General features: G+C 67.8%; 19 protein-coding genes. 9 read left to right on the top strand and 10 right to left on the bottom strand.

Annotation, left to right across the window (positions count from 1 at the left end; genetic code table 11):
• Positions 1-2: 2 nt before the first annotated feature.
• The 8 genes from gspN to gspG form a co-directional block, all read right to left on the bottom strand.
• Positions 3-809 carry a type II secretion system protein N gene (gspN, locus tag ACIPRI_RS02865; protein ID WP_446588284.1) on the bottom strand — a complete coding sequence of 269 codons (807 nt, stop codon included), beginning with the start codon at positions 807-809 and terminating at the stop codon, positions 3-5.
• A 12-nt stretch (positions 810-821) separates the two neighbouring features.
• Entirely contained in the window at positions 822-1,400 is a 579-nt protein-coding gene (gene gspM, locus ACIPRI_RS02860) for a type II secretion system protein GspM (RefSeq protein WP_446588282.1), read from the bottom strand.
• On the bottom strand, positions 1,397-2,608 hold the full coding sequence (gspL, locus tag ACIPRI_RS02855; RefSeq protein ID WP_446588280.1) for a type II secretion system protein GspL: 1,212 nt from the start codon (positions 2,606-2,608) through the stop codon (positions 1,397-1,399). Before gspL ends, gspM begins: the two co-directional genes overlap by 4 nt.
• 138 nt (positions 2,609-2,746) lie before the next feature.
• Complete coding sequence (gene gspK / locus ACIPRI_RS02850) at positions 2,747-3,841, bottom strand: type II secretion system minor pseudopilin GspK (RefSeq protein ID WP_446588278.1); 1,095 nt, start codon at positions 3,839-3,841, stop codon at positions 2,747-2,749.
• A complete protein-coding gene (locus ACIPRI_RS02845; RefSeq protein ID WP_446588276.1) occupies positions 3,838-4,509 on the bottom strand; it encodes a PulJ/GspJ family protein in 672 nt (223 codons plus the stop codon). The genes gspK and ACIPRI_RS02845 overlap by 4 nt, the downstream gene beginning before the upstream one ends.
• Complete coding sequence (gene gspI, locus ACIPRI_RS02840; RefSeq protein WP_446588274.1) at positions 4,509-4,880, bottom strand: type II secretion system minor pseudopilin GspI; 372 nt, start codon at positions 4,878-4,880, stop codon at positions 4,509-4,511. Before gspI ends, ACIPRI_RS02845 begins: the two co-directional genes overlap by 1 nt.
• Entirely contained in the window at positions 4,877-5,383 is a 507-nt protein-coding gene (locus ACIPRI_RS02835) for a pilus assembly FimT family protein (RefSeq protein ID WP_446588272.1), read from the bottom strand. Before ACIPRI_RS02835 ends, gspI begins: the two co-directional genes overlap by 4 nt.
• Positions 5,358-5,798: a type II secretion system major pseudopilin GspG gene (gspG, locus tag ACIPRI_RS02830; RefSeq protein WP_446588270.1), complete on the bottom strand. Its 441-nt coding sequence runs from the start codon at positions 5,796-5,798 to the stop codon at positions 5,358-5,360. Before gspG ends, ACIPRI_RS02835 begins: the two co-directional genes overlap by 26 nt.
• 75 nt (positions 5,799-5,873) lie before the next feature.
• On the opposite strand from gspG, the gene ACIPRI_RS02825 reads away from it, so the two are divergent.
• Positions 5,874-6,392, top strand: a complete 519-nt coding sequence (locus ACIPRI_RS02825) for a type II secretion system protein N (RefSeq protein ID WP_446588268.1) — start codon at positions 5,874-5,876, stop codon at positions 6,390-6,392.
• Between the two features lie 19 nt (positions 6,393-6,411).
• On the opposite strand, the gene ilvA is transcribed toward ACIPRI_RS02825, so the two are convergent.
• Positions 6,412-8,010 (bottom strand): threonine ammonia-lyase, biosynthetic, encoded by a 1,599-nt coding sequence (gene ilvA, locus ACIPRI_RS02820; RefSeq protein WP_446588266.1) that lies wholly within the window; start codon positions 8,008-8,010, stop codon positions 6,412-6,414.
• Between the two features lie 223 nt (positions 8,011-8,233).
• On the opposite strand from ilvA, the gene ACIPRI_RS02815 reads away from it, so the two are divergent.
• The gene (locus ACIPRI_RS02815; protein WP_446588264.1) at positions 8,234-8,683 is read left to right on the top strand and encodes an OsmC family protein; all 450 of its coding nucleotides are present in this window, start codon (positions 8,234-8,236) and stop codon (positions 8,681-8,683) included.
• A 5-nt stretch (positions 8,684-8,688) separates the two neighbouring features.
• Here ACIPRI_RS02815 and coq7 read toward each other — a convergent pair whose 3' ends face one another.
• A complete protein-coding gene (gene coq7 / locus ACIPRI_RS02810) occupies positions 8,689-9,318 on the bottom strand; it encodes a 2-polyprenyl-3-methyl-6-methoxy-1,4-benzoquinone monooxygenase (RefSeq protein WP_446588262.1) in 630 nt (209 codons plus the stop codon).
• Between the two features lie 285 nt (positions 9,319-9,603).
• On the opposite strand from coq7, the gene ACIPRI_RS02805 reads away from it, so the two are divergent.
• From ACIPRI_RS02805 to ACIPRI_RS02775, 7 genes are all read left to right on the top strand, one after another.
• On the top strand, positions 9,604-10,803 hold the full coding sequence (locus tag ACIPRI_RS02805; protein WP_446588260.1) for a porin: 1,200 nt from the start codon (positions 9,604-9,606) through the stop codon (positions 10,801-10,803).
• 153 nt (positions 10,804-10,956) lie between these two features.
• Positions 10,957-11,937, top strand: a complete 981-nt coding sequence (locus ACIPRI_RS02800; protein WP_446588258.1) for an ABC transporter permease — start codon at positions 10,957-10,959, stop codon at positions 11,935-11,937.
• Between the two features lie 89 nt (positions 11,938-12,026).
• On the top strand, positions 12,027-13,301 hold the full coding sequence (locus tag ACIPRI_RS02795; RefSeq protein WP_446588256.1) for a M20 aminoacylase family protein: 1,275 nt from the start codon (positions 12,027-12,029) through the stop codon (positions 13,299-13,301).
• Between the two features lie 27 nt (positions 13,302-13,328).
• The gene (locus ACIPRI_RS02790; protein WP_446588254.1) at positions 13,329-14,906 is read left to right on the top strand and encodes an ABC transporter substrate-binding protein; all 1,578 of its coding nucleotides are present in this window, start codon (positions 13,329-13,331) and stop codon (positions 14,904-14,906) included.
• 97 nt (positions 14,907-15,003) lie between these two features.
• On the top strand, positions 15,004-15,915 hold the full coding sequence (locus ACIPRI_RS02785) for an ABC transporter permease (RefSeq protein WP_446620367.1): 912 nt from the start codon (positions 15,004-15,006) through the stop codon (positions 15,913-15,915).
• Between the two features lie 8 nt (positions 15,916-15,923).
• Positions 15,924-16,898 (top strand): ABC transporter ATP-binding protein, encoded by a 975-nt coding sequence (locus ACIPRI_RS02780; protein ID WP_446588252.1) that lies wholly within the window; start codon positions 15,924-15,926, stop codon positions 16,896-16,898.
• Positions 16,895-17,905 (top strand): ABC transporter ATP-binding protein, encoded by a 1,011-nt coding sequence (locus ACIPRI_RS02775; protein ID WP_446588250.1) that lies wholly within the window; start codon positions 16,895-16,897, stop codon positions 17,903-17,905. Before ACIPRI_RS02780 ends, ACIPRI_RS02775 begins: the two co-directional genes overlap by 4 nt.
• Positions 17,906-17,924 lie beyond the last annotated feature (19 nt).

Raw genomic sequence — 17,924 nt, 5'->3', positions numbered from 1 at the left:
GGTCAACCCAGGTTGATGATCGTACGCGCGCCTTCGCGCCGCCCGATGATGTTCAAGAGATTCGAAAGTGCGTCTTCGCGCCCCGGCGCGGCGCTGGCTTCGCCGGAAAAGCGCAGCCGGTTGCCGGTCCAGCGGCCGCTGCCCGACAGCCGCAGGCTGCCTTCGCGCGTGGTCAGGAGCAGGCTGGGCGCGCTGCCGCCCTCCAGCACGACGCGATAACTGCCCATCGGCCGCAGGGTCGACAGGCTGGACGAGATGTCGGTGGCATCGAGCGTGGCGCGGCCCTGGAAGGCTAGCTGCTGCCGGTTCAGGTGCAGTTCCAGCCCTTGGGTGCTGAGGTCCAGCACGCCTTCGGGCTTGAGCGTATTGAAGGGCGCGCCGAAGCCGCTGAGCAGCGCGGCCGGCCAGCGCGACTGGCCGTCGCGCAATTGCAGGTGCAGGCCCTGCACGCCGGGCCGGGCGACCAGCGCCAGCGGTTGTTGCGTGCAGCAGGGCAGGTCGAGCGCGGCCGACAGGCCGCGCCAGGCCGGCCGCAGCTTCCAGGCCAATGCGCCTGGCAGCGAGATGGAATCGGCGCCGCCGGCACCGCTGGCAAACACCACGCTGGCGACGCCGTTCCAGACGGTGCCGCGCGGGTTGACCAGCACCAGGTGGCCAGCGGACTGTTCACGCAGCAGGGCGGCGAGCCAGCGCGCCGGCGCGAACAACGCCAGGGTCAAGAGGCCGCCCAGCAGCGCTCCCAGCAACGCCCAGCGCCAGCCATGGCCGCGCGATGCGGGCGGGCGGAAGGACGCGGTGCGCGTGGCCATGGCGTGCGGCTCTCAGCGGGCGGCCGGCAGGCTCATGACGAGCGTGCCGTCCCAGCGTGGCTTGGCCGGGCCATCGGCGGGCGCGGGGGGCGGGGTGGGAGCGGCGGGCGCAGTCCTGGGGTTGGCGCCCGGCGCGGGCGCACTGGCGCGGGTCAGGTGCACCTCGCGCGGCACCGCCCGCGCATTGCCGCGGGCTTGTGCCAGCCATTGCGCCAGCGCGTCGGCCGGCACGTTCTTGATGCTGACGTTCACGCCTTCGGCGCTGCCTTGCTGCTGCAGTTGCGCAGCCGGGCCCAGGCTGGCGCTGACGCTGCCTTCCAAGGCCTTGAGCGCCTCGTCCCGGTTGGCGCGGGGCTGGGCCTGCAGGGCTTTGGCCTGGGCTTGAAGGGTGGTCATCTGCTGCAGCTGCGCGTCCAGGCGCGCGTGCTCGGCGGGGGCCGCGCGCAGGGTTTTCAGGGCCGGCGCCAGCGCGATCCACCACAACAGCGCAATGCCGACCAGCGCCGCCGCCATGCCGGCCAGGCGCCGCTCGCGCGCGTCCATCGCCGCCCAGCGGGCGCGCAGTTGGGCAAGAAGGGCGTTGGCGTTCATCGCGCCGCCTCCGCCTGTACCAGCAGCAGGTCGCCTTCGCCGCGCGCCTGGTAGCCGCGCGGCGCCAGTTGCCCGGCCAGGCGATTGAGTTCGTCCGGCGTCAGCGCCAGGCCGCGCAGGCGCAGCTGGCCGGCGCTGTAGTCGATGGCGGTGGGTACGCGCCCCGGGGGCAGGGCGCCGCCCAGGGCCGCCAGCATGGGCTCCAGGTCGAGCCGGGCCACGCCGCCGGTGGCCTGCTGCAGCGCAGCCACTTCGCGCGCCATCTGCACCGGCGCGTCGACCACCAGCTTCACCGAAGGAAAAGTCTGGGTCAGGACAGTTTGAATGGCGCTGCGTTTGGCATCCAGCGCACGGCGCTCTTTCCAGGCCCAGGCATTCAGGCCGATCAGTTGGGCCAGCACCAGCACCACGGCGCCCCAGCGGGCGGCGCGCCAGCGCGGCGCGTGGCGCAGCTGCTGCCACCAGGAGGCGAGCTTCTTGCCGGCGCGCATCCGGTTGCTGCTGGCCAGGTCGAACTGCGCCAGGTCCCAGGGGCCGCGCGCGGCCTGCAGCCAGCGTTCGGCACGCTGCACGATGGGCAGGCGCATGCCCAGCAGCGCCTCCGCTTGCGCCGCCACGGCCGGCTCGCCGCTGGCGATCACGGTGTCGACCGGCGCGCTGGCGGCGGCGGCCAGGTTGGCGGCATTCAACGGCAGGGTGACGACGCCGTTGGCATCGCAGACCGTGAACTGGGGTGTTTCCGGATCGCCGGTGACGAACAGCAGCGTGGGCGCGGCGTCCGGCTGCGGGGCGAACTCGGGCACGATGCGCGTCACCCGCTTGCCGGCGCCTTCCAGTGCATGGACCGCGTCACGCAGCGCCGCGCGGCCGCACACCGCCACCCAGGCCGGGCTGCTGGCCTTGGCGCCGGGCGCCAGTGCGAAATGCAGGGTCTCGGCGTCTTCCAGCAGGCGTTCTTCCAGCAGGCCTTCGAGCACGGATCGAAGGCGGGTGTTGCTCCCCAGACTGCCGGGCGGCAGGGTCAGGCTGTGCCAGGACAAGGCAGCGGCGGGCACCAGCAGGGTGACTTCAGGGCTCGCCGGCAGCAGTGCCAGCGGCGCGCTGCCGTGACCGGCGACGGCAGCGCCGTCATCGGTGGCACGCACCCAGCCGTATTCCGCGCCGGCCGAGGCCGGATTCAGCGGGGAGGTGACGAGCATCAGGGGCATCTTGTTGTCGGCGCAGAACCGGCCATTGTAGGTCGGGCAACTGAAGGTCTCGCTACAGATTTGATAGCTGGCAGCGCAGGAACCGTAAGGCTTTTTCGCCAAACTGTGCCAGCGGTTTATGACTGCGGTCCGTGTGTCTCAGGGTTTGTTGGGGGGTGGCGTGGCGCCGACGCCACGCTGGCGCCAGACGATGGACAGCTGCGTGCCGTCGCGCCGGAGCAGGGAGTGCTCCTGCACCCAGATCCGGTCCAGCCGCAGCCGGGCAATCACTTCGAAATAGCTGGTGCCCACGCTTTGCTGGCCTTCGGCGAACTGGGCCGTGCTTTCGGGGATCAGCTTGCGGGCGTCGTCCAGGGTGGCGAAAAAGCGGGCGGTGCGCTGCACCACCAGGCGCTTGGCGCTGGCCAGGTCCAGCCCCGGCACGCTGGCCGCCAGCACTTCGGCGCTGGCGGTGTTGATGTTGACCGGCGTCGAGATCGGCAGGATGGTGACGTAAGGTTCCAGCGCCGCCGCGGTCGAGGATGACACGCCCAGCCAGGCCAGCTGCGGCAACTGTTGCGGCATCAAGGGGGCGCCGCCCCCCTCGCTGTCCTGGAGTCCGGCGCCGATTTCGCTGCCGCCGCCGCTGCTGCCGGTACCACCAGTTCCACCGGTTCCGCCAGCTCCACCGGTTCCGCCGGTTCCGCCGGTGCCGGTGCTTGGGGTCAGTCCGGCGCCGGCGCGAACCAGATTGGCTGTCAGCACGCCCACTTCCTGCGTCGGCAGGCCCAGCAGGCCGAACAGCTTGGTAAAGGAGGTGACGGCGGCCTGCACCGGCTTGCCGCCCACCACCAGGTTGTTCACGTTCAGCTTGGACTGCGCATCGATGATCCGGCCGGACATGAAGGCGTCGGGCAGGCCCTCGATGGCGTCGCTCGCGATGTTCTTTTCGGCCGCCAGGAAGCTGGTCAGCCGTGCCTCTTCCAGCGGCACCGCCCAGGGTTCGGCCAGGTGGTCGGCGCCGCCGGCGCGACCGTCCTCGCGCAGGATCAGGCGCGACCAGTCGAGCGCCCCCACCAGCACCCAGGCCGACTGCACCCGCGTGCGTTCGGCCGCTTCGACCTCGACGGCGCGCCATTGCTGCCACATGGCGGCCGCAGCCAAGGTGGCGACCAGGGTCACGGTCAGCATCGCGGCCAGCAGGGCCGCGCCGCGCTGGCGGTGTCCGCTTCGATGCTCGGGCTTGCGCGTCATGACTTGGTGTAGGTGGCGTTGGGGCGCACCCAGTCCAGCGAGATGGCGCCGGACAGGCCGGCGCCGGGCGGCAGTTCCAGCAGCAGGCGAACGCCGTCCGGCAGGGCCACGTTGGTGCCCAGCGCCTCGGCGCTCACGGCCGGGCCCCAGGCGTCGTTGCGGAAGTACAGCACTTGCCAGGACGCGACTGGCATCAGGGCGACTGCGCTGCCGCCCTGGATCGAGTTGTTGCCTTCCTGGGCCCAGCTGCCCGCCTGCTGCCAGGCTTGCTGCCAGTCGCCGCGGGTGCTGAGCGGCACCGACTGCCAGCGCTCCCACCGCATGCCGGTGGCGTCGCCGCGCAAGGTCCAGGCGACCACCAGCATCGCGGGGCTGCCGCCGGCGCTGCTGCGGCGAGTGAGGCGCAGTGCCCGGCCGCTCCAGTCGATGGTGCGGGTCGGGGCCATGGCCACGGCGTTGTCCAGGTCGCTGTTCCATTGGGCCAGCGAGGCCTGCAGGGTGAGCACGGCATCGGCGCGTTCGCGCAGCTGCGATTGGGCGCGGGTCATGCCGTCGATGCCGCGCCAGCTCATCACCGCCAGCAGGGCCAGCACCGCGATGGCCACCAGCAGCTCGATCAGGGTGAAGCCGCAGTCGGCAGCGGAAGGGCGCCGCATCTTCATCATCATCAGTAGCGCCCCACCACGGTCGACAGGCGCAGGATGGGTGATTCGTCGACGGCGCGCACCTGCACGTCGACGCGCCGGAAATTGGGGTTCAGGGTGGGCGTGGTCGAGACCGTGACGTTGAAGGCGTTGTCGGCCTGACGGCACACCAGGCCGGCGTCGCCGACGGCCGGCATCTGGCGCGCCAGCCGGGCCTTGATCAGTTCGTTCTCGGCGCAGATCTGCGCCAGCAGAAGGTCGGATTCGCGCTGCGCGTTGCGCACCAGCGCCGTGGTGGCCTGGGTGCCGGCCGCCAGCGCGATGGCGACGATGCCCAGCGCCACCAGCACCTCGATCAGGGTGAAGCCGCGTGGGCGGCGAGAAGGGCGCCTCATGGCGTGCTCACCGAAAAGGGGCGCAGGCCGTCGGTGGCCACCAGCAGGCTGCGCCCGGGCAGGTTGTCGGCGCCGATCGTCACCTGCTGGGCCGCGATGATGGGTTCGGGCCCGAGCTGGATCGCATCCGCCCGCAGGCCATTGGCCGTGAGGCTCTGCACCTGGATGCCGTTGGCCAGCCATTGGGTCGGCAGGGTGTTGTCGTCGACGCCTTCGAAGATGAAGCCCTGTTCGGTGAGATGCCAGCGCACCGGCACGCCGCTGGCGCGCGACTGGGCGCGTGCCGCTTCGAACAGGGCGGCCAGGCGCTCGGCCTCGCGGTCCAGCGTGGCCTCGCCGCTGTCACGCATGGCAAAGGCCACGCCGGCCATGGCCAGCGCGATGATGGCCATCACCACCAGCAATTCGATCAGCGTGAAGCCGCGGCCCGCGCGCGCGGCGCTGCCTCGGCGCGCGGGGAGGAAATGCAATGGCCGCTTACTGCCAGCTGCCAACGTCGGCATTCCTGGCTTCGCCGCCCGGCTGGCCGTCAGCGCCGAGCGAAAACACGTCGATCTCGCCCTTCACCCCGGGGTTCAGGTACTGGTAGGGCTGGCCCCAAGGGTCCTTGGGGAGCTTTTCGACGTAGGGCTTCCAGTTGGGCGCCGCCGGGCCGGTGGTGGGCCGTGTCAGCAGCGCCTGCAGGCCTTGCTCGGAGGTGGGGTAGCGCTGGTTGTCCAGGCGATAGAGCTTGAGCGCCTGCATCAGGTTGTTGACGTCGGTGCGGGCGGCCGTGACGCGCGCATCGTCGGCGCGGTCGATCACGTTGGGCACGATCAGCGCGGCGAGCACGCCGATGATCACCAGCACCACCATCAGCTCGATCAGGGTGAAGGCGCGTTGCAGGCGCTGGCGCGAACGGGTGGCAAATCGCTTCATGAGGGGGAATGGGGTCGAAGGGGTGAGGGGGACGCCGCATGAAGCGGCACGCTCGGTGAATGATAATCCGGCCCCATGTCAGCATTACTCGATGCGTCGCCGCGCTGGCCTGCGGCCCTGGGCACCACCTGCGTGTGGGCGCTGGCCGCTGCCTGCTTGATGTTCTGGGGACTCAAGCTGGCAGCGCCGCCGGAGTCGGTCGCGCCGCCCGCGCTGGTGAGCGCGCCGGTAGCGGTCGATCCGGCCGAGGTGGCGAAGCTGTTCGGCGCCACGCCCGCGCCGCTGGCCTCGCTGGCGCCCGATGCGGGCAATCGCTTCATGCTGCTGGGTGTGGTGGCCGACGGCGACATGCAGGGTGCCGCGCTGATCGCGGTGGACGGCAAGGCGCCGCGGCCCTATCGCGTGGGCCAGCAGGTCGGCGACGGCTACGTGCTGCAGTCGGTGGACGTGCGCGCCGCCACGGTGGGCGCGGGCGCCGACACGCCGCCGCTGCTGACCCTGCAGATGCCCAAGCCGGTCAGTGCGCCGGGCGTCACGCCGGCTTCGCAAAGGCCCGACGCCAGACGTCCTGCGCCTGCGACGGCGCCCCGCTGAAGCGTCTGCCCGGCTGAGTTCAAGCCTGCAGGAACAGGCGGTAGGCCGGGTTGGCTGTCTCTTCCACGAACGGGTAGCCGAGCGTCTCCAGGAAGCCGTTGAAGGCTTCGCTGTCGGCCGGCGGCACCTGCAGCCCGACCAGGATGCGGCCGTAGTCCGCCCCCTGGTTGCGGTAGTGAAAGAGGCTGATGTTCCAGTTGGGCTTGAGCAGGCTCAGGAACTTGAGCAGCGCGCCCGGGCGCTCCGGAAACACGAATCGCAGCAGCCGTTCTTCGTGGGCCAGGCCGGTGCGCCCGCCCACCATGTGGCGCAGGTGTTCCTTGGCCAGCTCGTCATGCGTCAGGTCGAGCGCGGCAAAGCCGTGCGCGCCGAACGTGTCGGCGATGGTCTTCGATTCGCCGCGCGTGGTGGTCGTGAGGCCGACGAAGACGTGGGCCACCTCGGCATCGCTGATGCGGTAGTTGAACTCGGTGACGTTGCGCGAGGCGCCCGGCAACTGGCCGACCAGTTCGCAAAAGCGCCGGAAGCTGCCGCGTTCCTCGGGAATGGTCACGGCGAACAGGGCTTCGCGCTCCTCGCCCACTTCGGCGCGCTCGGCCACGAAGCGCAGCCGGTCGAAGTTCATGTTGGCGCCGCACAGGATGGCGGCGTAGGTTTCGCCGCGCGTGCCACGCTCTTCCACGTACTGCTTGATGGCCGCCACCGCCAGCGCGCCCGCCGGCTCGACGATGCTGCGCGTGTCGATGAAGACGTCCTTGATGCCGGCGCAGACGGCGTCGGTGTCGACCGAGATGAATTCGTCCACCAGGTTGCTGGCGATGCGGAAGGTTTCCTCGCCCACGAGCTTGACGGCGGTGCCGTCCGAGAACAGGCCGACGTCGGGCAGCGTGACGCGCGCCTTCGCCGCGACCGACTGCAGCATGGCGTCGGAGTCGTTCATCTGCACGCCGATCACGCGGATCTCGGGGCGCAGTGCCTTGATGTAGTTGGCCACACCCGAGATCAGGCCGCCGCCGCCGATGGCGACGAACACCGCATCCAGCCTGCCTTGGTGCTGGCGCAGGATTTCCATGGCGATGGTGCCCTGGCCGGCGATGACGTCGGGGTCGTCGAAGGGATGGACGAAGGTCAGGTCGTGCAGCTTTTGCTGCTCCAGCGCGTAAAGGTAGGCGTCCGAGTAGCTTTCGCCGTGCAGATGCACTTCGCCGCCCAGGGCGCGCACGGCGTCGACCTTGAGCTGCGGCGTCGTCACCGGCATCACCACCACCGCGCGCGCGCCCAGCTTGTGCGCGCCCAGGGCCACGCCCTGCGCATGGTTGCCGGCCGAGGCGCAGATCACGCCGCGCGCCAGCTGTTCGGGCGACAGGTGCGCCATCTTGTTGAAGGCGCCGCGCAGCTTGAAGCTGAACACCGGCTGCTGGTCTTCGCGCTTGAGCAGCACGGTGTTGCCGAGCCGGGCGCTCAGGGCGCGGGCCGGCTCCAGGGGCGATTCCACCGCCACGTCATAGACGCGGGCGGTGAGGATCTTCTTCAGGTAGTCGGCAGGCGTGAGCGCGGCGGCGGAGGCCGTCGCTGGCGCAGCGGGCGAATTGGGCTTCGGGGAGGCGGAGGAATTCATGGTGGCAGCCCAGCATGATACGAGCGCGCCGTCATTGGGCCGGGCCAGGCGCCACCGCAAAGAAAAAAGCCCCAAGCCTTGCGGCTCGGGGCTAAATCCACCAATTGGGAGGGTGGAGGAGACAACTTGTGCACGTCCAAACGTGCGATGAAATAAAGTATACCCAGTGCTTGCTGCATTGCAACAAGTCCTGAGTGATTTTTTTCATGGAAGCTTTCAAGCAATGGAATGCACAGTCAGCTGGACCGGCGGTGCCGGGACCGACTCCGCCATGGGTTTTGTGGCCGAGACCGGCAGCGGCCATGTCCTGATGATGGATGGCGCGCCCGATGCCGCCAAGCCTGAGAACGGCGGCCGCAACCTGGCCCCGCGCCCGATGGAGACGGTCCTGGCCGGCGCCGGCGGCTGCACCGCCTACGACGTCGTGCTCATTCTCAAGCGCGGGCGCCACAAGGTGGAGCGCTGCAGCGTCAAGTTGACCAGCGAACGCGCCGAGAGGGATCCAAAGGTATTCACCAAGATCCACCTGCACTTCACCGTGGCCGGCAAGGCAATTCCGCCCGCAGCGGTGGAACGGGCCATCCAGATGAGCCACGACACCTATTGCTCGGCCACCATCATGCTGGCCAAGACGGCCGAAATCACCACCAGTTTCGAGCTGATCGAGGTCTGATCGCGCTAGATGCGGTGCGCCACGGTGGTCATGACGCGGGCCGCCAGGCGCATCATCGAGCGGGCCGGCGCCGGCAGTTCTGCTGCGCCGGCACTCCAGGCCTGCGCCGCGTGGCGTGCTTCGTCCAGCTTCATCTGGGTGACGATGGCGCGCGATGCGTGATCGGGCGCGGGCAGGCGGTCCAAGTGGCCGTCCAGGTGGGCCTCCACCTGGCGCTCGGTTTCCGCCACGAAGCCCAGGCTGAGCTTGTCGCCCAGCCGCCCGGCCACCAGGCCCAGGCCGAAAGCACCGGCATACCAGAGCGGATTGAGCAAGGAGGGCCGGGCGCCCAGTTCCTCCAGGCGCTGCCGCGTCCAAGCCAGGTGATCGGTCTCTTCGCGCGACGCTTCCAGAAAGTGCTCGCGCAAGGCTGGGTCGCGCGTCGATGCCGCTTGCGCGGTGTAAAGCGCCTGGGCGCAGACCTCGCCCACATGGTTGACGCGCATCAGCGCTCCCGCCTCGCGCCGCTGGGCTTCGCTCAGCGGCTCATCGAAGGTGACGGGCCTGGGCACCTCGCGGGTGGCCGCCGGACGGGCGAAAACGGTGCGCAGGGCATCGTCGGCGAGCTCGAGCAATGAATCAATCGACCGGTTCATCGCCCAATTGGAACCCAATCGCCGGCAGGCCGGGCATTGAGGCCTTTGTATTCCATATGGTGAAGCGTGGTTGGCGCCTGTTTCTCTGTTGCACCACTGCAACGAAACGGCTCGCCCCATAGATATTTAGGCTGAATTGCTTTGCCCTTGCGCATGTCGTCTGGTGCAATAGCGACAACTTCCCAAAAGGAGGTTGGCCCGGGGTCCGGTGGGAGCACAAAAGTGCCAGTCACAGTGTGAGCCCTCTGCACCGGAGCCCTATGTTTAACCTTGGAGAAACTTGCAATGAAAAAATCTCTAGTTGCTCTGGCTGCTCTGGCCGTCGCCGGTGCCGCCTCGGCTCAGTCGTCTGTCACGCTGTTCGGTATTCTGGACGCTGGCATCAGCTATTACGAGAACGAAAACTTCAACGGCGTGAAGGCCAGCCGTACGGACCTGTCGACCTCGGGTTACAACTCGAGTCGCATCGGTTTCCGCGGCACGGAAGATCTGGGCGGTGGCCTGGCAGCTAGCTTCTGGCTCGAAGCCGGCCTGGGCAACGACGTCGGCACCGCCGGTAGCGGCAGCCTGACCACGGCAAGCAGCCAGCTCTTCAACCGTCGTTCGACCGTCAGCCTGTCGGGTCGCTTCGGTGAAGTTCGCCTTGGCCGCGACTACACCCCGACCTTCTGGAACGACACGATCTTCGATCCGTTCGGCACCAACGGTGTGGGTACCAACGCTGTCTCGACGACCGGCGGCGGCACGCTCCTGGGTAACGCCCTCGGCCTGGCAAACAACAGCAACTACGTTCGCACGAACAACACCGTTGGCTACTTCCTGCCGGCCAACCTGGGCGGCTTCTACGGTCAGTTCCAGTACGGCCTGCCCGAGCGCGTCGAGTTCGACCCGTCGGCCGCTACGCCGGCCACGACCGCACTGACGTTCGACGGCCGCTTTGTGGGCGGTCGCGTCGGCTACGCCAATGGCCCGCTGGATGTGGCTATCGCCTACGGCGAGAACGTGATCACCCGCAACTTCCAAGGCGGTGGTCGTGCTGAAAGCAAGATCGGCAACCTCGGCGCTTCGTGGGACTTCGGCTTCATGAAGCTGATGGGCGAGTACAACCAGACCGACGTGAACTCGGACGTGCTGATCCCCGCAACCGGCACCCGCCCGATCGTCGATGCTTCCAGCAAGGGCTACCTGATTGGTGCGACCTTCCCGATCGGCCCCGGCCTGATCCGCACTTCGTACTCGTACACGGACTTCGATCTGGGTAACGTTGGCGACGATCCGGAAGCACAGAAGTTCGCGATCGGCTACGTGCACAACCTGTCGAAGCGCACCGCCCTGTACGCGACCGCTGCCTACGTGAAGAACAAGAACAACGACACCGCCGGCGCTGCTGGTACGGCTCTGAGCGTGATCACCGGCGGCCCGCTGCCCGGTGGCGCGGTCGAGAAGTCGTACGGCTACGACTTCGGTATCCGTCACTCGTTCTAATCTGAAGCTGGCCTAGTGCCAGCTCGGATCGAATGATCGAAGCCACACGATGCAAATCGTGTGGCTTTTTTCTTTGCCGCCGTGCGTCCCGCATGGGATGAAGCCGGGCATGCGCCTTGCTCTTCCTGAACAAGATAGATACAACCTGAAACGATGTTCGCATTCGTTCTTCGCCGTCTGGCTCAAGCCATCGTCGTGATGGTGGTCGTGGCATTCATTGCCTTCCTCTTGTTCCAGTACGTCGGGGATCCGGTCGTCTTCCTGCTCGGGCAGGACGCGAAGCCCGATCAAATCCGCCAATTGAGGGCGGACCTGGGTCTGGATCGGCCCTTTTTCGTGCAGTTCTGGCACTTCCTGATCAATGCGGCCCAAGGCGAATTCGGCCTGAGCCTGCGCCAGGGCGCCAAGGTCTCGCGCCTCATCGTCGAGCGCCTTCCGGCCACCCTGGAGTTGTCGATCGTCGCCGCCATCCTGGCCCTGGTCATCGGCCTGCCGATGGGCGTCTACGCGGCGCTGCGCCGCGGTACCTTCATGAGCCAGGCTCTGATGGCGCTGTCGCTGCTGGGCGTGTCGCTGCCGACCTTCCTGATCGGCATCCTCTTGATCCTGGTGTTCTCGGTCGGGCTGGGCTGGTTTCCCAGCTTCGGGCGCGGCGACACGGTCAACGTGTGGGGCTGGAGCACCGGCTTGCTGACCCGCGACGGCTGGTGGCACCTCGTCCTGCCGGCCATCACCCTGGCCATCTTCCAGCTCACGCTGATCATGCGGCTGGTGCGCTCCGAAATGCTGGAAGTGCTGCGTACCGACTACATCAAGTTCGCGCGTGCACGCGGCCTGTCGGACCGCGCCATCCACTTCGGCCATGCCCTGCGCAACACGCTGGTGCCGGTCATCACCATCACCGGCCTGCAGCTGGGTTCGCTGATCGCCTTTGCCATCATTACCGAGACGGTGTTCCAGTGGCCTGGCATGGGCCTGTTGTTCATCCAGGCCGTCACCTATGCGGACATCCCCGTGATGGCGGCCTATCTGTGCCTGATTGCGCTGATCTTCGTCACCATCAACCTCGTTGTTGACTTGCTTTATTTCGCGGTCGATCCCCGGCTCCGTGTTTCGGTGCGGGGAGGCCACTAGGATGAAACTGCCCCCACGCTCATCGCTTCGCGTATCGCTGCCCCCCGAGGGGGCGAGTCAGCGGCTACGGGCGGCCGGGCGCCACTGACATGACCACTGTTCGTTACCAGGCCTCCGGCCGCGCCTTCGCCCATATCGCCCGCTTCCATCCCGAGATCGCCGCCTTGCGGCGTGATCTGCATGCGCATCCCGAACTGGGCTTCGAAGAGGTCTATACCAGCGCCCGCGTGCAGGAGTCGCTCAAGGCCTGCGGCGTCGACGAGATCCACACCGGCATCGGCAAGACTGGCGTGGTGGCGGTGATCCGCGGCCGCTCCAGCGCCAGCGGCCGCATGATCGGCCTGCGTGCCGACATGGACGCGCTGCCCATGCACGAGGACAACGACTTCGCCTGGCGCTCCGCCAAGGGCGGCCTGATGCACGGTTGCGGCCACGACGGCCACACCGCCATGCTGGTCGGCGCGGCCCGCTACCTGGCCGAAACCCGCAACTTCGACGGCACCGCCGTGCTGATCTTCCAACCCGGCGAAGAAGGCTTTGCCGGCGCCCGCGTGATGATCGAGGACGGCCTGTTCGAGCGCTTCCCGGTCGACTCGGTGTTTGCCATGCACAACTGGCCCGGCATGGCGCCGGGCACGGTGGGCATCAACTCGGGCCCCATGATGGCCGCGGCGGACCGCATCACCATCGAGGTGGCGGGCAAGGGCGGGCACGGTGCCCATGCCTACCTCACGGTCGATCCGGTGGTGGTGTCGGCGCACCTCATCACCGCCATCCAGACCATCGTTTCGCGCAACGTACGGCCGATCGACACGGCGGTGATCAGCATCTGCGCCGTGCAGGCGGGCGACCTGGGCGCGATGAGCGTGGTACCGGGCCGGGCAACCCTGGTGGGCACCGTGCGCACCTTCAGCGCGAAGGTGCAGGCCGAGGTCGAAAAGCGCCTGGTGGAGCTGTGCAGCGCGGTGGCCTCGGGCTTCGGCGCCAGCGCCACGGTCAAGTTCGAGCGCATCTACCCGGCCACCATCAACTCCGCCGCCGAGGCGCTGTTCGCCGGCGATGTGGCCCAGGCGCTGGTGGGCGCGCGCAATGTGGAGCGCAACATGGAACCCAGCATGGGCGCGGAAGACTTCTCCTTCATGCTGCAGAAAAAACCCGGGGCCTATCTGCGCATCGGCCAGGGCGTGAAGGACGGCGCCTTCCTGCACAACAGCCGCTACGACTTCAACGACGAGATCCTGCCGCTGGGTGCCGCCATGCACGCCAGCCTGGTCGAGCAGGGCATGCCGCTGGCGGCCGAGCGCCCAATGGAAAACGCCAAGGCTCAGGCATCCAAATTGCACGCATCATCCGCCGCACATTAGTCAATCTTGTTATCTAGGAGTCCCTCCATGAATTTTCAGCAAAAGTTGATCGCAGCATCCGTCCTGGCGCTGGTGTCGGCACTGGCCGGCGCGCAGACCGTCCGTATCGCCAACCAGGGCGATGCGCTCTCGCTCGATCCGCACTCGCTGAACGAGTCGCTGCAGCTCAGCGTGACGCAGAACGTCTACGAGACCCTGACCGGCCGCAACAAGGACCTGAGCCTGGCCCCGCTGCTGGCCACCAGCTGGAAGCAGACCAGCCCCACGGTGTGGCGCTTCGAGCTGCGCAAGGGCGTGCAATTCCATGACGGCACCCCCTTCACCGCCGACGACGTGGTGTTCAGCTTTGCCCGCGCGGCCGGCGAGGGCTCGGACATGAACAGCTACACCAACGACATCAAGGAAGTGCGCAAGGTGGGCGACCATGCGATCGACATCGAGACCAAGGCGCCTTTCCCCATCCTGCCGGACGTGATTTCGCAGGTGGCGATGATGAGCAAGAAATGGTGCGAGGCGAACGGCGCCGCCCGTCCGGTGGACCGCCGCAAGGGCGTGGAGAACACCGCGTCCTTCAAGGCCAACGGCACTGGCCCCTTCCGCGTGCGCGAGCGCCAGCCCGACGTGCGCACAACCTTCGTTCGCAACGGCACCTACTGGGGCAAGATCGAGGGCAACGTGCAGGACGTCATCTTCACCAAGATCGGCAACCCGTCGACCCGCGTGGCAGCCCTGCTGTCGGGCGAAGTGGACGTGATGGAGCCGGTGCCGGTGCAGGACGTCGCGCGCGTCAACGCCAGCTCCAACGCCAAGGTGATCGTCGGCCCTGAACTGCGCACCATTTTCCTGGGCATGGATCAGAAGCGCGACGAACTCTTGTATTCCAGCGTGAAGGGCAAGAACCCCTTCAAGGACAAGCGCGTGCGCCAGGCCTTCTACCAGGCCATCGACATCGAGGGCATCAAGCGCACCGTGATGCGCGGTGCCTCGCGTCCCACCGGCCTGATGGTCGGCCCCGGCATCAACGGCTGGACCGATGCGCAGGACAAGCGCCTGCCCTACGACACCGAAGCCGCCAAGAAGTTGATGACCGAGGCCGGCTATCCGCAGGGCTTCGAAGTGTCGATGAACTGCCCGAACGACCGCTACGTCAATGACGCGCAGATCTGCCAGGCGGTGGCGGCGAGCTTGGCCAAGATCAACGTGAAGATCAACCTGGTGGCCGAGACCAAGGGCACCTACTTCCCGAAGATCCTGCGCCGCGACACCAGCTTCTACATGCTGGGCTGGACGCCCTCGACCTACGATTCGCACAACGCCCTGAACGCGCTGATGGCAACCCCTGACGCCAGTGGCACCGGCCAGTTCAACCTGGGTGCCTACAGCAACCCCAAGGTGGACGCGCTGACCAAGCAGATCCAGGGCGAGACCGACATGGCCAAGCGCACCGCGCTGATCAAGGAAGTGTTCACCGTGCACACCGACGACGTCGGCCACCTGCCGCTGCACCAGCAGTCGCTGGCCTGGGGTGTCAGCAAGAAGGTCACGCTGACCCAGTTGGCCGACAACTTCATGTTCTTCAAGTGGATGAGCGTGAAGGGCGATTGATCCCGACCTGCCGCCCGCGGGGCGGCCTGCATGCCCGCCGGCCACAAGCCTGCGGGCATGCCATTTGCACCAACCGAATGCATTCCGTCCGCACTTGATGATCAAGCAAATCTCGCGCTGGTTCGACAGCGACATCGGCTATAGCTTCCGTACTTCGCCCGTGGCCATTGCCGCGGCCATCGTCGGCGCCATCTGCCTCTTCTGTGCGGTGTTCGCGCCCTGGATCGCGCCGCACAACCCCTACGACCTGTCGACGCTGGAGCTGTCCGATGCGCGCCTGCCGCCGGCCTGGTATCCGGAAGGCAGCAGCAAGTACCTGCTGGGCACCGACGAGCAGGGCCGCGACATTGTCTCCACCCTCATGTACGGCGCGCGCATCTCGCTGGTGGTGGGCGTGGCTTCGGTGCTGCTGTCGATGCTGGTGGGCGTCACGCTCGGGCTGATCGCCGGCTTTCGGGGCGGCTGGGTCGATGCCTTCCTGATGCGCCTGTGCGACGTGATGCTGTCCTTCCCGGCCATCCTGGTGGCCCTGCTGATCGCTGGCGTGGGGCGCGCCCTGTTTCCGGATGCGCACACCACCGTGGCCTTCGGCGTGCTGATCCTGGCCATCTCGCTGACCAAGTGGGTCGACTACGCGCGCACCGTGCGCGGCTCGACGCTGGTGGAGCGCAACAAGGAATACGTGCAGGCGGCGCGGGTCACCGGCGTCTCGCCGCTGCGCATCATGCGCAAGCATGTGCTGCCCAACGTGCTGGGGCCGGTGTTCGTGATCTCCACCATCCAGGTGGCGACAGCCATCATCACCGAGGCCACCTTGTCCTTTCTGGGGGTCGGCGTGCCGCCCACCTCGCCGTCGCTGGGCACCCTGATCAGCAACGGCAACCAGTTCCTCTTTTCGGGCGAGTGGTGGATGACGGTGTTCCCCGGCATCACCCTGGTGCTGATCGCCCTGAGCGTCAACCTGCTTGGCGATTGGCTGCGCGACGCGCTCAACCCCCGCCTGCGCTGAAGCACACCATGTCTCTGCTCGAAGTCCGAAACCTCATCGTCGAGATTCCCGGCCGGCGCGGCACCTTGCGCGCGCTGGACGACATTTCCTTTTCCATCGCGCCGGGCGAGGTGCTGGGCGTGGTGGGCGAGTCCGGCGCCGGAAAGTCGCTGACCGGCGCCGCCATCATCGGCCTCCTGGAGCCGCCGGCTCACGTGGCGGGCGGCGAGATCCTGCTGGAGGGCCAGCGCATCGATCGGCTGAATCACGCGCAGATGCGCCACATCCGCGGCAAGCGCATCGGCGCCATCTTCCAGGACCCGCTCACTTCGCTCAACCCGCTCTACACGATAGGTCGCCAGCTCGAGGAAACCATCCGAGCGCACCTGCCGGTGACGCAGGCGGAAGCGCGCCGGCGCGCCATCAGCCTGCTGGAAGACACCGGCATCCCGGCGGCGGCGCAGCGCATCGACCACTACCCGCACCAGTTTTCCGGCGGCATGCGCCAGCGGGTGGTGATTGCCCTGGCGCTGGCGGCCGAACCCACGCTGATCGTGGCCGACGAGCCCACCACCGCGCTGGACGTGTCGATCCAGGCGCAGATCATCAGCCTGCTCAAGCGCCTGTGCCACGAGCGCGGCGCGGCGGTGATGCTGATCACGCACGACATGGGCGTGATCGCCGAAACCTGCGACCGCGTGGCCGTCATGTACGCCGGCCGCATCGCCGAGGTGGGACCGGTGCATGACGTGATCCATGCGCCCGCACATCCCTACACGGTCGGCCTGATGGCCTCCATTCCCGACATGAGCCAGGAGCGCGAGCGCCTCAACCAGATCGATGGCGTCATGCCGCGCCTGAACGCCATCCCCACCGGCTGCGCCTACCACCCGCGCTGCCCACGCGCCTTCGATCGCTGCTCGCGCGAGCGGCCCGACCTGCTGGCGGCGGGCAGCACCCGCGCGGCCTGCTGGCTGCATGACGTCAAGGAGGCGGTGGCATGAACGCGCAAACCTTGGTCAAGCCTCTTGTGCAGGTCGAAGACCTGGCCAAGACTTTCGACGTGTCGCTGCCCTGGCTGAATCGCGTGATCGAGCGGCAGCCGCGCACCCTGCTGCATGCGGTGGATGGCGTGAGCTTTGCCATCGAGCGCGGCAAGACCCTGGCCTTGGTGGGCGAGTCCGGCTGCGGCAAGAGCACGGTGGCGCGCCTGCTGGTGGGGCTGTATGAGCCCACCCGTGGCCGCGTCGATTTCGATGGCCAGGATGCGCATGCGGCCTTTGCGTCGAGCGGCGGGCGCAAGCTGCGCAAGCGCATCCAGATGATCTTCCAGGACCCGTACGCCAGTCTGAATCCGCGCTGGACGGTGGAAGCCATCATCGGCGAGCCCCTGCTCGAGCATGGCCTGGTGACCGAAAAGTTTGCCCTGCGCGAGCGCGTCGGCGAGCTTCTCCTGTCGGTGGGCCTGAGCCCGCTGGACCGCATCAAGTACCCGCACCAGTTCTCCGGCGGCCAGCGCCAGCGCATCTCGATTGCGCGGGCCCTGGCCACCGCGCCCGAGTTCCTGGTGTGCGACGAGCCCACCTCCGCGCTCGACGTCAGCGTGCAGGCGCAGGTGCTCAACATCATGAAGGACCTGCAGCGCGAGCGCGGCCTGACCTACCTGTTCATCTCGCACAACCTGGCCGTGGTGCGCCATGTGAGCGACAGCGTCGGCGTGATGTACCTCGGGCGCATCGTCGAGATCGCCGACAAGGAGCGCCTGTTCGGCAACCCCCGCCATCCTTACACCCGCATGCTGCTGGACGCGATTCCGCAGATGCATGCCACCGGCCGCGCCCGCACGCCAGTGCAGGGCGAGGTGCCCAACCCGCTATCGCCACCCACCGGCTGCAGCTTTCACCCGCGCTGCCCGCACGCCAACGCGCGCTGCGCCGCCGAGCGCCCGGCCTTGCTGGGGATCGGCGGCATCCGCGTCGCCTGCCACGCCGTGGAAGAGGGACGCATCTAAAGCTCCCGGCACGCCTGCG

It is taken from the genome of Variovorax sp. LARHSF232, from assembly GCF_052871435.1.
This window is presented reverse-complemented; position numbering and strand designations above follow the sequence as displayed.